The following is a 15,490-nucleotide window of genomic DNA, read 5'->3' on the forward strand; positions in this document are numbered from 1 at the left end:
GCCCTATCACTCGCAGCGGGCCAGCATAGGGCCGGCGCAATCCTGAATGACGTCGCCAGCCTGATGCTCACCTTCGGCGAACGGCTCGGCTGGAAAGATCGGGCAGCTGGGGAAGGTGGCTGAAATCAGCCGCCATAAACGATCAGCAGATCCTTGGCGTCGATCTGGTCGCCCGCCTTGACGAGCACCTCGGCGATGGTTCCGTCCTTTTCGGCATGCAGCGCCGTTTCCATCTTCATTGCCTCGATGGAGAGCAGCACGTCGCCGGCCTTGACCGCCTGGCCGGTTGTCGCGAAGACGCGGCTGATGACGCCCGGCATCGGCGCGCCGAGATGGGCGACATTGCCGGTGTCGGCCTTGCGGCGCACCGCGCTGCCGGAAGCGCCATGCGCCCGGTCCGGCACCTTGATGCGGCGCGGCTGGCCGTTCAGCTCGAAGAAGACGGTGACCAGGCCTTGCGCATCGGTACCGCTCATCGCCTGGTTGACGACAACAAGCGTCTTGCCGCGCTCGATATCGGCGAACATTTCCTCGCCATCGCCGAGCCCGTAGAAATAGGCATGCGTCGGCAGCACCGAGACCGGGCCATAGGTATCGGACGCCAGCGCGAAGTCGGTGAACACCTTGGGATACATCAGGTAGGAGGCGAACTCGAAATCGTTGACCTTGCGCTCCAGCTTGTCCTCGATCGCCTTGCGCTCCGCAGCAAGGTCAGCCGGCGGGAGAAGCGAGCCGGGTACGGCCGTGTAGGGCGCCTCGCCCTTCAGCGCCTTTTTCTGCAGCGCCTCCGGCCATCCGCCGGGAGGCTGGCCGAGATCGCCCTTCAGCATCGATACGACCGAATCCGGGAAGGCGATGTCCTTCGCCGGATTTTCGACGTCGGCGACCGTCAGGTCCTGGGAGACCATCATCAGCGCCATGTCGCCGACCACCTTGGACGACGGCGTCACCTTGACGATGTCGCCGAACATCTGGTTCACGTCCGCATAAGTCTGGGCGACCTTGTGCCAGCGGGTTTCAAGCCCGAGCGAGCGGGCCTGTTCCTTGAGGTTGGTGAACTGGCCGCCGGGCATTTCATGCAGATAGACTTCCGAGGCCGGGCCTTTGAGGTCGCTTTCGAAGGCGGCATACTGGCCGCGCGCCGCTTCCCAGTAGAAGGAGATGCGGCGGATCCACTCCGGATCGAGGCCCGGGTCGCGCTCGGAGCCGGACAGCGCTTCGACGATCGAGCCGAGGCAGGGCTGTGACGTATTGCCGGATACTGCATCCATCGCCGCATCGACCGCATCGACGCCCGCGTCCACCGCGGCAAGCACGGTCGCGGCCGAAATGCCGGACGTATCATGGGTGTGGAAATGGATCGGCAACGAGGTTGCCTCGCGCAGCGCCTTGAACAGCACCCGCGCTGCAGCCGGCTTCAGGAGACCGGCCATATCCTTCAGCGCGATGATATGGGCGCCCGCCTTCTCCAGCTCTTCGGCCAGCGAGACGTAATATTTGAGGTCGTATTTCGGGCGCGCGGAGTTCAGGAGATCGCCCGTATAGCAGATCGCCGCCTCGCAAAGCTTGTTCTCTTCGTTGATCGCATCCATCGAGACCCGCATGTTCTCGACCCAGTTGAGGCAGTCGAAGACACGGAAGAGATCGATACCGCCTTTGGCGGCCTGGGCGACGAAATACTTCACCACGTTGTCGGGATAGTTCTTGTAGCCGACCCCGTTGGCGCCGCGCAGCAGCATCTGCAATAGCAGGTTCGGCGCATCCTCGCGGATCATCGCCAGGCGTTCCCACGGATCTTCGGTGAGGAAGCGCATGGAGACGTCGAAGGTCGCCCCGCCCCAGCATTCCAGCGAGAACAGGTTCGGAAGCGCCCGCGCATAGACGCCGGCGACCCGCGCGATGTCATAGGTGCGCATGCGGGTGGCCAGCAGCGACTGATGCCCGTCGCGCATCGTCGTATCGGTGATCAGCACGCGCTTTTCGTTGCGCATCCATTCGCCGAACTTTTTCGGACCGAGCGTGTCGAGAAGCTGCTTGGTGCCGTCCGGGACCGGGCCGTTGATATAGGGCAGGACAGGCTTGGCGCTATGTTCGGCCGGTGCCGGCCGGCCCTTGGTTTCCGGGTGGCCGTTGACGGTGACGTCGGCGAGATAGGTCAGGAGCTTGGTGGCGCGGTCCTGCCGCTTCACCTGCTCGAAGAGCTCCGGCGTCGTATCGATGAACCGCGTCGTATAGGAATTGTCGCGGAATTTCGGATGGCCGATGATCGCTTCGAGGAAGGTCAGGTTGGTGGCCACGCCGCGGATGCGGAATTCCCTGAGCGCCCGGTCCATGCGGCTGATCGCTTCGGCCGGCGTCGAGCCGGCGGCCGTCACCTTGACCAGAAGCGGATCGTAATAGCGGGTGATGACAGCACCGGAATAGGCGGTGCCGCCGTCGAGACGGATGCCGAAACCTGCTGCCGAACGATAGGCGGTGATGCGGCCGTAATCTGGGATAAAGTTATGCTCGGGGTCTTCGGTGGTGATCCGGCATTGCAGCGCGTGGCCGTGAAGGCGGATGTCTCCCTGGGCCGGCACGCCGGATTCAGGCGTGCCGATCGCAAAACCTTCGAGGATATGGATCTGCGCCTTGACGATATCGATGCCGGTGACGACCTCGGTCACCGTATGCTCGACCTGAATGCGCGGGTTGACCTCGATGAAGTAGAACTTGCCGGTATCGGAATCCATCAGGTATTCGACCGTTCCGGCACCGACATAGTTGGTCGCCGCCGCGATCTTCAGCGAATAGGCCGCAAGCTCGGCCCGCTGGGCCTCCGACAGATAGGGAGCCGGCGCACGCTCAACGACCTTCTGGTTGCGGCGCTGGATCGAACAGTCGCGCTCGAAGAGATGAACGACATTGCCGTGCGTGTCGCCGAGGATCTGGCTCTCCACGTGCCGGGCACGCTCGACGAGCTTTTCGAGATAGACTTCGTCCTTGCCGAAAGCGGCCATTGCCTCGCGCTTGGCTTCCACGACTTCCTTGGCGAGATCTTTCGGATCGCGAATGGCGCGCATGCCGCGCCCGCCGCCGCCCCAGGACGCCTTCAGCATCACCGGATAACCGATCTCCTCGGCCATCTTCGCGACTTCGGCCATGTCGTCCGGCAGCGGCTCGGTCGCCGGCACCACCGGCACGCCGACCGAAATCGCCAGGTTGCGGGCCGCAACCTTGTTGCCGAGTTGGCGCATCGTATCCGGCCGCGGGCCGATGAAGATGATTCCTGCATCGTTGCAGGCCTCCACGAACTCCGGACTTTCCGACAAAAGGCCGTATCCCGGATGAATGGCGTCGGCGCCGGAAAGCTTGGCGACGCGGATCACTTCCGGGATAGAAAGATAGCTTTCGATCGGCCCCATGTCCTTGGAAAGATGCGGGCCGCGGCCGACCTGATAGCTCTCGTCGGCCTTGAATCGGTGCAGCGAAAGCTTGTCCTCTTCCGCCCAGATCGCAACAGTCTTGATGCCGAGCTCATTGGCGGCACGGAAGACCCGGATCGCTATTTCGGAGCGGTTGGCAACTAGGATCTTGGAAATGGGCAAGACGGATCTCCTCAGACGCCATCGAGAATAATGCTGCACTGCAAAGAAATCAGTATTGCCTTAATCAGGCAAGCGCAATTTCTCGGGGAGACCGTATGCGTCGCAAAGAGAGCAATCGCTCAGGCGATGAGACCGAGGCGAAATGCCGAAGCGACCACATGCTGGCGGTTCTTGGCGCGCAGCTTCTCCTGAAGCCCGTTGATGTACCAGTCGACCGTATGGCTGGAGATATCCAGCGACTTCGCGACCTCGTTCGAGGTCAGGCCGTCGGCGAGTAGCACGATGACTTCCATCTCGCGGCGGGTAAGTTGGGTGTCCACCTTGGCGACGGCCTCCAGCTCTTCCGCCTGTCCGCGCAGGTCCAGAAAGCGCCAGAACACCTTCTTGGCGGCGGCATCGAACAGCGCCATTTCGGCGGGCGAGAGATCCACCGGGCGGCCGCCGAGCGTCATGTTGCCGAGCAGGCCGTTGCGGCCATGGACGGGAAACAGGTAGCCGTCCTGAAGGCCGTGACGTGCCCCTTCCTGCATCATCCGCTGCATGCGCTGTCGATGCGGATCGTTCCGAAGCCTGAGCACCGCATCCCGCCACCGGAACGGCCTTTGCGCGATGCTGAGCATGCGAACGGTCGGATCGACCAAGGCATATTTGCGGGCTTCGTAGATTTCCTGCCAGCCTTCCGGCCAACGGCCGGCCAGGACAAGGCCGCCCGGATTCTGAAGGGAGCGCGGCCGGATGACCAGTCCGTAATATTCGAATCCATAGGCTTTCAGCAGAGATTCGAGCTGGGCCGTGAGCTCCGCCTCGGTCTTGATTTCCCCGACGAGTACCAAGAGTTGCACGACCAGCTGAATGTTCAAGGCTTGCTCCCCGCCGCGTTCTTTCCGGGCGATTCTTGTCTTTATGTTAAATTTCAGTAACTTCCCTTATTCACAATCGATTAGCATAGTTATCATTCTTTGAAGGTATACCGCGAAATCTAGCCCTTGACGGTTTTGTGCAATAAGCCGTGGGTTGGTTCAAGACACTGAATGCGGGAAGCCTTGCCCTCGATGAAACATTTCTGGCAGAAGAGTATTATCTCCGGCTTCCGTCGCGGAATTGCCGTTTCCGATCACTAGATTACCGGCGCCGCCCCGATGGCGGCTCCACTTGAAAGAGGTTGCGCCAGTTGACGCTGTTCCAGGTTTACGCACGAGCCCTCCAATATCTGGCGAAGAACAAGTGGCGTGTCGCCGCGGTCGTCATCGCCAATATCGTGCTTGCCGTTATCACCATTGCCGAACCGATCCTTTTCGGCCGTATCATCGATGCCATTTCGTCCGGCACTACCGTTACGCCGGTGCTGATGTTATGGGCCGGCTTCGGTGTCTTCAATACCGTTGCCTATGTGCTTGTCGCCCGTGAGGCCGACAGGCTCGCCCATGGCCGGCGCGCATCGCTGCTGACCGAGGCTTTCGGACGCATCATCTCCATGCCGCTTGCCTGGCACCACACCCGCGGCACCTCGAACGCGCTGCACACCCTGCTGCGTGCGGCAGAGAGCCTGTTCGGCCTGTGGCTCGAATTCATGCGTACCCACCTCGCCACCGCAGTGGCGCTCGTCCTGCTGGTCCCCACGGCGATCTCGATGGACTGGCGGCTGAGCCTCGTCCTTCTGGTGCTGAGCATCCTCTACTGGATCATCGGCGTGACGGTGATGAACCGCACCAAGGAGGGGCAGGCGTCGGTCGAAAACCATTACCACACGGTCTTTTCCCACGTCAGCGACGCGATCAGCAACGTATCGGTGCTGCACAGCTACAATCGCATCGAGGCCGAGACCCTGGCGCTCAAGGACTATACCAAGGACCTGCTTGCCGCCCAGTATCCGGTACTCGACTGGTGGGCTCTGGCCGGTGCCCTGAACCGCACGGCCTCGACGGTGTCCATGGGTGTCATCCTGGTCATCGGCACGCTTCTGGTTCAGCGCGGCGAAATCCGGGTCGGTGATGTCGTGGCCTTCATCGGCTTCGCTAACCTGCTGATCGGACGCCTGGACCTCCTGCGCCAGTTCGCGACCCAGATCTTCGAAGCCCGCGCCAAGCTCGAGGATTTCTTTCACCTCGAGGATTCCGTCGAAGAGCGCGCCGAGCCGGCGGATGCCGCCGACCTCGGCGAGGTTCGCGGCGAGGTGGAATTCCGCGATGTCTCCTTTGGCTTTGCCAGCACGAGCCAAGGCGTCCACAACGTCTCCTTCACGGCGAAAGCCGGAGAGACCGTCGCCATCGTCGGGCCGACCGGCGCCGGCAAGACCACGCTCATCAACCTCCTGCAGCGTGTCTACGACCCGCAGGAAGGCAAGATCCTGATCGATGGCATCGACATCGGCAAGGTGACGCGGAAATCGCTGCGCCATTCGATCGCCACCGTCTTCCAGGATGCAGGCCTCCTGAACCGGTCGATCAGCGAGAACATCCGCCTCGGCCGCGAGGGCGCCAGCGAAGAGGACATCGCCAGGGCAGCGGAAGCCGCCGCCGCGACCGAGTTCATCGAAACGCGGTTGAACGGCTACGAGACCCCGGTCGGCGAGCGCGGCAACCGGTTGTCCGGCGGCGAACGCCAGCGTATCGCCATTGCCCGCGCCATCCTCAAGAACGCGCCGATCCTTGTGCTCGACGAGGCGACCAGTGCGCTGGACGTCGAGACCGAGGCTCGCGTCAAGACGGCCATAGACCGCCTCCGCGAAAACCGCACCACCTTCATCATCGCCCACCGGCTTTCGACCGTCCGCGATGCGAACAAGGTGATCTTCCTCGAGAACGGACGCGTCGCCGAAATGGGCAGCTATGAGGAACTCAGCGCCAGCGGCGGACGCTTCGCATCGCTGCTGAAGGCAAGCGGCATCCTGACCGACGACGAGGAAGCGGCGGACCCTGGCGGGTCGCTGGCACAGCCCGCCTGATCGCTAAGAAACTTCAATGAAAAACCCGCCGCCATTCGCATGGCGGCGGGTTTTCTTTTGACAGCTTAAAGCTTCCCGGTCGGCCGAGGCCTCAGCTGTTGGCCGGTTCCGGCAGACGCTTGGCAGCGGCTCCGGCAAGAAGGAAGCCTTCCGTTTCATTGACCGCCTGACCGTCGATCGTGACCTTGTCGCCTTCGACGGTGATCTTGTGCACCGTGTCGTCGATGGTCAGTTCGGCGGTAAAGCCATCCCACTCGGTCGGCAGCGCCGGATTGACGAACAGCCGGTCGCCCTGGCGGCGGATGCCGAGAATGCCCTCGGTCGCCGCACGGTAGAGCCAGCCCGCAGAACCCGTATACCAGGTCCAGCCGCCGCGGCCGGTATGGGAACCGTGACCATAGACATCGGCCGCGACCACATAGGGTTCGACGCGATAGGTCTCGGCCGAATCGCGGTCCAGCGCATGGTTGATCGGGTTCAGCATCTGGAAGCACTTCCAGGCATCGTCGCCCCGCTTCAGAGCTGCCAGCGCCAGCACGACCCAGATCGCCGCATGGGTATACTGGCCACCGTTTTCACGAACCCCCGGCGGATAGGCCTTGATATAGCCCGGGTCCTTGCGGGTATCCTGGAACGGCGGCGTGAACAGGCGGATGATGTCTGCCCGGCTGTCGACCAGCTTTTCGAGCACCGCATCCATCGCCTGGGCGGCACGTTCCGGATCGCCTTCGCCCGAGAGCACGCTCCAGGACTGGGCGAGCGAGTCGATGCGGCATTCGTCGCTGGTGCTCGAGCCGAGCGGTGAGCCATCGTCGAAATAGCCACGGCGATAGTAGGTGCCGTCCCAGCCGGCCTTTTCGAGCGCCTGCTTGAGCGTCTCGATATGATCCGTCCAGCGCTGAATGCGCTTCTTGTCCTTGCGGGCTTCCGCATAGGGCAGGAAGTTGCGCAGCGCCGCGGCCAGGAACCAGCCGAGCCAGACGCTCATGCCGCGGCCGCCGATGCCGACGCGGTTCATGCCGTCATTCCAGTCGCCCCCGAGGATGAGCGGCAGGCCCTTGTCGCCGGTGCGCGTGATCGCCAGGTCCAGCGCCCTTGCCGCATGCTCGTAGACAGTCGCGATCTCAGTCGAGATCGTCGGCTGGAAGAAGGAGTCGTGCTTGTTCTTTTCGAGCACCGGACCATCGATGAACGCCAGTTCCTCGTCGAGCAGCGATGCATCGCCGGTTACCGAGACATACTGGTGGATACCGTAGGCGAGCCATACGACGTCGTCGGAGATCATCGTCCGGACGCCGGCACCGGAGCCGGGCAGCCACCAATGCAGCACATCGCCTTCCTTGAACTGCCGCGAGGCGGCGTTGACGATCTGGCGGCGGGCGAGCGACGGCTCGTGCACCAGGAAAGCCAAGGTATCCTGCAGCTGATCGCGGAAGCCGAAGGCGCCGGATGCCTGGTAGAAGGCGGTGCGGGCCATGATGCGGCAGCCGAGCGCCTGGTAGGGCAGCCAGTGGTTGACCATGTTGTCGAGCGACTTGTCCGGCGTCGAGATCTTCAGGCGGCCGGTAAAGCCGGTCCAGAAGTCGCGGTTCGCCGCAAGGATCGGAGCGAACTCCTCGCCGCGCAGCTGGGCCGCCAACGCCTGAGCCTCTTCCTTCGTATCGGCATCGCCGAGATAGAAGGTGACCGTCCGCTCTTCGCCCGGCGCGAGCTCGATGTCGTAGGCGAGCGCCGCGCAGGGGTCGCCGTCGAGATCGAGAGCGTTGCTGAGCGCAGAAGCGGACATCACCGCCGCCGGCATCTGGACCGAACCGAAGCGGCCGATGAATTCGCGGCGGCTCGCCGTGAAGCCTACCGGCGTCTCCTTCATGCCCATGAAGGCAAACCGGCGGTAGTCGATGCTGTAGGAGTTGGTGGCGAAGAGCGTCCCCGTCTCCTCGTCTCGGCTGGAGAGGATGAATGGGATGGAGCGAGCCGGATTGGCGCCGAGCAGCCATTCCACATAACCGTAGACGCGCAGCCTGCGGGTTTCCGAACCGCCGTTATGGAGGAGGATGGACGAGAGCTTTGCCGCCCGTGTCCGGTCGACCGTCTGGGTCAGCCTGATCTTCAGGCCTTCTTCTTCGCTCGAGAAGACGGAGTAACCAAGGCCGTGCCGGGCCTCGAACTTGACCTCCGGCTTGCGCGACAGGACTGCGAAGGGCGTCATGACAGCGCCGTTGTCCCGGTCGGCGATATAGAATGCCTCGCCGGGACGGTTGATGACCATGTCGTTGGTCCAGGTCGTCAGCTGATAGTCGCGGGAGTTCTTGGCCCAGGTGAAGCCTGAACCTTCCGCCGAAATGTGGAAGCCGAACTTGTCGTTGGAGATGATGTTGATCCACGGCTGCGGCGTCGACTGGCCGCCGTGCAGACGCACCACATATTCGCTGCCGTCCTTGGTGAAACCGCCGAAACCGTTCCAGAAGTCGAGATCCGCCGGTGCCTCGATCGGAGCCGGGGGCTGGAAGATCTCGCCGTTCAGCAGCGGACGACGATCGACCTCGATCTGCTGGTCCTTCGGCGGCGCGAAGATCGTTGCCGTGCGGTTGAGCTGGTCGCTGATCTTGCCGTTGCGGGCGTGCAGAACCACGCGGGATGCGGCGATCAGGCCTTCCGAACCCTCGTCGTCCATGATGTCGCGGCGCAGCGAGAAGACGTGCTGGCGCTGGCCTTCCTGCTGGCTGAGGCGGCGGGCGCTCTCGGAGAGATGTTCGAGCGCCTGCTGCATTTCCTGCGCGTAGGAGGCCGCCCGCTCGTTGAAGATCACGAGATCGGTGATGACGCCGCGCGAGCGCAGATATTCCTGGGCGCTCATCGCTTCCTTGGCGACCGGCATGTCGTTGTCGTCGTTGATGCGCAGCGTGAAGATCGGGAAGTCTCCCGAAACAGACGACGGCCAGAGCGACGACTGCTGCTGCATGCCGGCGTGGATGGTCGCCTGGTCGGCGCGCAGCTGCATGTCCGGATAGATGAGATAGCGCGCCAGGTGCTGGAACGCCGCGGCATCCTGCGACGAAACGCCGAGATGGCGCATCTGCACCTGGGTGCGTGTCCAGGCCTGCGTGAGCTCGGTCTGGAAGGCATCCGGATGCCGATAGCGTTCGATCGCCTGGTCGAGCTCCTCGCGCTTGGGCGCTGCGATCGTCCAGAAGATGACGCTCACCTTCTTGCCGGCCGGCACCCGCACGACGCGGCGCAGCGACAGGATGGGATCGAGCGTGAAGCCGTCGGTACCCGACAGCGTCGCGCCGGGATCGAAGGCTGCAGCTTCCGAAAGCGTGCGGCCGCGGCCGAGGAACTTGCGGCGGTCGGTCTCGAATTCGGTCGGGCGAGCCGAACCGGCATTGTCGGCGGCCAGATGGGCGATCACCATGTCCGGCTCGTTCGGCGCGCGCTTGTTACGCCATGCACGGATGACGTCGCCGCGGCGACCGATTTCCGTGTGGACGAACATCCGCTGGAAGACCGGGTGGGCGTTGTCGTCGTCCTCGGTGGTCAGCACGGGCTCCATATAGGAGGTCACTTCAATGAAGCGATCCTCGGTACCCATGTTGAGCAGCGTCAGGCGGCGGCCTTCGGCATCGTGTTCGCTGGCGACGATGCACTCGACCGTGCTCGTGAGGTCGCCGACCGTCTTGTGGAATTCAGCCCGTTCGTCGGAGAAGATCGCCCTGGTCTTTTCGCCTTCGATACGTCGCGGCTCGGCGGTGGCAGACCACCATTCACCGTTCGTGGTGTCGCGCAGGAACAGGAACTGGCCCCAGCGATCTTCGGTCGGGTCGGGTTTCCAGCGGGCGACAGACAGTCCGTTCCAGCGGGAATATCCCGAGCCGGTCGCGGTGAGCATGACCGAGTAGTGACCGTTGGAGAGCAGCGCCAGTTCCCGGTCCTTGGTGGCCGGGTTGGTGATGGTGCGGATTTCCGAGCGCAACAGTTCGCCTTGGCCCTTGCCGGGGGTTTCTTCGTGCTTGGCGCTCATCACCGGAATGTCGCGGGGAGCCTTTTCCTGCAGCAGCAGTTCGGCAGCCTCGATGGTCGGGTCGGAATGGAAGAGCTCGCGCAGCAGGCCGTTCATCACGACGTTGGCGATGGCGGCGATCGACATGCCGTGGTGGTGGGCATAATAGTTGAACACCACCGCATAGCGCTTGCCTTCCGGCACGCGGGTCGGCGTGAAATCCACCGCGTCGTAGAAGCCGAACACCCCGAGCGCTCCGAGCGAGCGCAGTTCCGTCAGGTTTTCCGAGGCAGCGATCGGGTCGTACTGGCTGGCCAGGATCGACGCATAGGGAGCGATGACGGCGTTTTGCCCGAGACCGCGCTTGAGGCCGAGCGTCGGCACCCCGAAGTTCGAATATTGATAATACATCTGATGGTCGAGAGCGTTGAACGCCGCTTCCGAGATGCCCCATGGCGTGCCGAGGCGGCGGCCATGGTTCATCTGTTCCTTCACGATCAGATTGTTGGTCTGGTTGAGAATGCCCCCCTGGCGCTCCTGCATGACGAGCGGCGGCATGAGGTATTCGAACATCGAGCCGGACCAGGAGACCAGGGCGCCTCGCGCACCGATCGGCACCACCTGGCGGCCGAGCTTGTACCAGTGCTCGGTCGGCAGATCGCCCTTGGCAATCCCGAACAGGCTGGTCAGGCGCGCTTCGGATGCGAGCAGGTCATAGCAGGCTTCGTCGATCTCGTTGGTTTCGACACGGTAGCCGATCGACAGAAGACGGCGCTCCTTGCGGAACAGGAAGCTGAAATCCATCGCGAAAGCGAGGCGGCGGGTTCGGTCGCGCAACACGCCGAGCCGCTCCCGCAGCGATTCGATATTGGCATTGTCGAAGACGCTGTCGGCGATATGCGCCTCGCAGGCGGCGACGAGAGACGCCGTCCAGCGGGTAACTTCGTCGCTCTGCGCCGAACGGACTTCCTGGTCGAGGTTGACCGCGAGCTTCTGGATGTCGCGGGCAAGCACGGCGAGGTTGATGATCCGGATCGATGCGAATTCATGCTCGCGCTTCACCGCGGCAAGCGCGTTGCCGAAGCCGACGATACGCTCTTCCAGACGGCGACGCAGCGGGCGCACGGTCTTGCGGTCGTCCGGCAGAGCCTTCAGCGTTTCGGCCAGAATGCCGCAAACGTCACCGATGCCGTCGAGATTGCCCTGAAGGTGCGCCGAAGGTGCCTCGGCCCAGATACGCAAAGCCGACGAGATGGCGATCAGATGGCCGGCGAAGTTGCCGCTGTCGACCGACGAGACGTAGCGAGGCATCAGCGGCTGCAGCGTGTCGGTATGATACCAGTTGTACATGTGGCCGCGGAACTTGTCGGCTCTCTCAACTGCCGAGATCGTCTGCTCGATGCGCTCGATCGTGTCGGTGAAGCTGATCCAGCCGAAATGCCGCGCCGAGATCGTCGACAGCAGATAGACGCCGATATTGGTCGGCGACGTGCGCTTGGCGATGACCGGGTTCGGCTTCTCCTGGAAATTGTCCGGCGGCAGGTAGTTCTGCTCCGCGGTCACGAAGGTCTCGAAATACCGCCAGGTGCGGCGGGCGATCTTGCGCAATTCGACCGACACGGGCTCCGGCACGAACAGCCGGTCTTCGGTCTCGGCCGACTGGCTGACATACCAGGCGACGAGCGGTGAGAATATCCACAGCACGGCGAACGGGATGCCGACCAGGAACGCGTTGTCGCCCGGCATGGCCGCCAGGATGATGCTAAGCACCGCGATCGCCGGCGCATGCCACATCGTCTTGTAATAATCCTGCGGGCTGCCTTGTGCGCTCGACTGGATCGAGGCGGCGGTGCGCCATTCCAGCATCAACTTGCGGCTGAAGAACAGGCGGTAGAGAGACCGGGCGATCGCATCGGTCATGATGCAGGCGGAATCCGCGATGAAGACGACGCGGAGCGCGACCTGCGCATTGGCCGAACGCATGTCCGACCAGACGGAATAGAAATGCGCGCCCGGAACGATGTCGGTGGAGCCCGGCAGGAGACCGGTGACCAGGCTGAGGGTCGGCGCGACGAACAGCGAGAAGATCAGCAGGATCTGCCAGATCAGCGCGCCGAGCGGATCCATGAAGTACCAGCCGAGCACGGAAGCGAAGAACCAGGCGATCGGGGTCAGCGACCGGCGCAGGTTGTCGACCATCTTCCAGCGGCCAAGCGCGGTCACGCCGCGCTTGGGATCGAGGATGTAGGGGAGGAGCTGCCAGTCGCCGCGGGCCCAGCGATGCTGACGCGAGACTTCGACCTCGTAGCGGACCGGAAAGTCCTCGACCAGTTCCACGTCGGTGACGAGGGCGCAGCGTGCGAACGAACCTTCGAGAAGGTCATGCGAGAGGACCGAATTCTCGTCGATCCGGCCCTTGAGCGAAGCCTCGAATGCATCGACGTGATAGAGACCCTTGCCGGTGAAGCTGCCTTCGCCGGTCAGGTCCTGATAGACGTCGGAGACGGTGAAGACGTAAGGGTCGAGACCGCGGCCGACGGAGAAGACGCGCTGGAAGACCGAAGCTTCCTTGCCGGTCGTCAGCGACGGCGTCACGCGCGGCTGCATCAGACCATAGCCATGGATGACGCGGTTGGTTTTCGGGTCGAGCACCGGCTGGTTGATCGGGTGGTGCATCTTGCCCACGAGCTTGGTCACCGCATCGCGCATCAGGCGGGTGTCGGCATCGAGCGTCATGACATACTGGACGTTGGCCGGCACGGTGTTGGCGCCCGTAAGATAGCTGGTATCGCGATCGCCGCGTAGCAGCATGTTGAGCTCATGCAGCTTGCCGCGCTTGCGCTCCCAGCCCATCCATGCGCCTTCGGCGGGATTGAACAGGCGGCGGCGATGCAGCAGATAGAAGCGCACCCTGCCGTCTTCTCCATACTTGGCGTTGAGCGCCGCGATCTCGCGCTTCGCATAATCGAGGATTTCGAGGTCGGTATCGGTCTCCTCGAATTTGCTGTCGCGCCAGTCGCTGAGCAGCGAGAAATAGATCTCGCCATGCGGATTGGCGAGATAATGGACTTCGAGGTTGCGGACGAGTTCGTCCACGGTGTCGCGGTCGGTGATCAGGCAGGGTACGGCGACGAGCGTTCTTGCCGCTTCCGGAATGCCTTCCTTGAATTCGTAGCCGACCAGCCGGGCCGGCCTCACCACATAGGTCACCAGCGTATTGAACAGGCCGGTCGCGCCTTCGGAAGCCGGCAGCGCGAACATCAGCAGGAAGAAGAAGACGACCGGCAGCGGAATATCCGCCTGCACCAGGAACCAGCCCGCGATCGCCATCGCGAGAACGGTAATGAGGATGACCGGGCCGGCGATCGCAAACCAGTTGAGGCGGCGGACAAGCCGGACAAACCTCTGGACGAACAGCAGATCATAACCGACTGCCGCTTCAAGCTCCCGGCGGCGGCGGCCGACCACGAAGGCGCCGACATTGGTCTCGCGCGGATCGGCATTTTCTTCCGCCGCGGCCTTTTCGGCGAGCTGGATGGCAGCTTCCGCAACCTCGGCCTCGCTCTTGCGTGAGCGGCGGGCGATCTGTTCGATACGGTTGCGATAGGCGTTGCGCGAGCCGAAATCGAGCGCCTGATAATCGGTGCGAAGACGGAAGATCTTGTCGATCTGCGAAACGTCTTCGAACCAGACGCTCCATTCCGTATCGTCGATCTCGCGCAGGCTCTTGATGATGTTGCCCATCGTCACGTTGCCGGACGAAAGGCGGTTCTGCTCGGCGAGCATCACCTCTTCGACGTCGGTGCCCGCCTGTTCGAGACGCTGCTCGAGCCAGGCGACGGCAAACCCCGATGTCTGCGAGGCGTTGCGAAGGCGATAGAGGAACTGTGCCGTGAACGTATTGTCGTTCGTCAGGCTCTCGATGCCCTTCAGGACATCGGCGCTCGCCTCCTCGTTATTGAGGCGGATGATCTCGTCGGCCGTCTCGTTGGCGCGGCGGCGCATGTTGCGCGAGCGATCGACGCGGGTCGCGATGCGGCGCAGGTTCTCGATCAGCACGAAACGGATGAACGAGGGCAGCGCCCAGAGCTCGCCGATCTCGAGCGGTTCCTTGACCTGGAAACCCTGGACCATGGCGGCCAGCGCCTCGCGGGAAACGCTGCTGTGCGTATGGGCGACATAGAGCCAGGCGAGCACCAGTACACGCGGCAATTCCTGGCCACCGACCGTCATCGTGGGCAACTGGCGGAAGAATTTTTTCGGGAAGTCGCGGCGGACTTCCTGGATCGCCTCTTCGGCGATGTAATAATTGTCGAGCAGCCATTCGGCGGCGGGCGTGATCGACGCGCCGGCATCGACGTCGGTCGCAGTCGCCCGATAGACCCGCAGGATTTCCTTCTCGTTTTCATGATGCCGCTTGAAGAACTCGAACTCCATCAGGCCCGGCAAGCTGGGCGTGCCCTCCTTGCCGAGTTTCTCGCCGCATTCCCGCAATGCATCGATGTTGAAATAGGTCGAGCGGATCGAATCGTTGTGATCGATCTGCTTGGCTTCGGTTTCGCGCGAGGAAGCTGACGGCGGAGTGTGAAATGACATGGATACGGGCTTCTGCTGAAAACTCTGAGGGGTTTGTCGGCCTCGCCTTACTCGGCCTGCATCGGAAGCGCCAGTCATCATTTGGATTATGGTGACCGGCAGGATGCAAGCCCGCGAGGATGGGAAATAGAGAGCAGTCCGGATATTGCAAATGACTGACTGGAATCTATTGCTCACTTCCTGCGGATTGACACATATTCCGGCTCTATCGAGCCTAGCCTGAATGAAACCTGAACGGAAGCAGGCCCTTGATAATTCGAGGAATTCCGCACTTGCGCAACAGGCGCGCCAGAACGTCTTGCGGCAACCCAACCGAGCAAAATTTAACACCGAGGGTTACCTTCCAAGGGCCGCGCTGCTATT

The 15,490-nt window shown here is 62.8% G+C and carries 4 protein-coding genes; 1 reads left to right on the forward strand and 3 read right to left on the reverse strand.

From position 1 onward, the window contains the following. Positions 1–125: 125 nt before the first annotated feature. The gene (pyc, locus tag C5J24_RS29990) at positions 126–3,587 is read right to left on the reverse strand and encodes a pyruvate carboxylase (RefSeq protein ID WP_105423278.1); all 3,462 of its coding nucleotides are present in this window, start codon (positions 3,585–3,587) and stop codon (positions 126–128) included. 119 nt (positions 3,588–3,706) lie between these two features. Continuing rightward, entirely contained in the window at positions 3,707–4,447 is a 741-nt protein-coding gene (locus C5J24_RS29995) for a LuxR family transcriptional regulator (protein WP_105403817.1), read from the reverse strand. 311 nt (positions 4,448–4,758) lie between these two features. Between C5J24_RS29995 and C5J24_RS30000 the strand changes: the two genes are divergently transcribed. Continuing rightward, a complete protein-coding gene (locus C5J24_RS30000) occupies positions 4,759–6,531 on the forward strand; it encodes a glucan ABC transporter ATP-binding protein/ permease (protein WP_105423279.1) in 1,773 nt (590 codons plus the stop codon). 91 nt (positions 6,532–6,622) lie between these two features. Here C5J24_RS30000 and C5J24_RS30005 read toward each other — a convergent pair whose 3' ends face one another. Next, positions 6,623–15,208, reverse strand: a complete 8,586-nt coding sequence (locus C5J24_RS30005) for a GH36-type glycosyl hydrolase domain-containing protein (protein ID WP_371674854.1) — start codon at positions 15,206–15,208, stop codon at positions 6,623–6,625. Between the last annotated feature and the right edge of the window lie 282 nt (positions 15,209–15,490).

The organism is Neorhizobium sp. T25_27, assembly GCF_002968565.1.
Taxonomy (GTDB): domain Bacteria; phylum Pseudomonadota; class Alphaproteobacteria; order Rhizobiales; family Rhizobiaceae; genus Neorhizobium; species Neorhizobium tomejilense.

What these genes read in the sequence shown, in the direction of transcription:
- C5J24_RS30005 (WP_371674854.1), bottom strand. Translation starts at nt 15,208, where the DNA reads ATGATGACTGGCGCTTCCGATGCAGGCCGAGTAAGGCGAGGCCGACAA.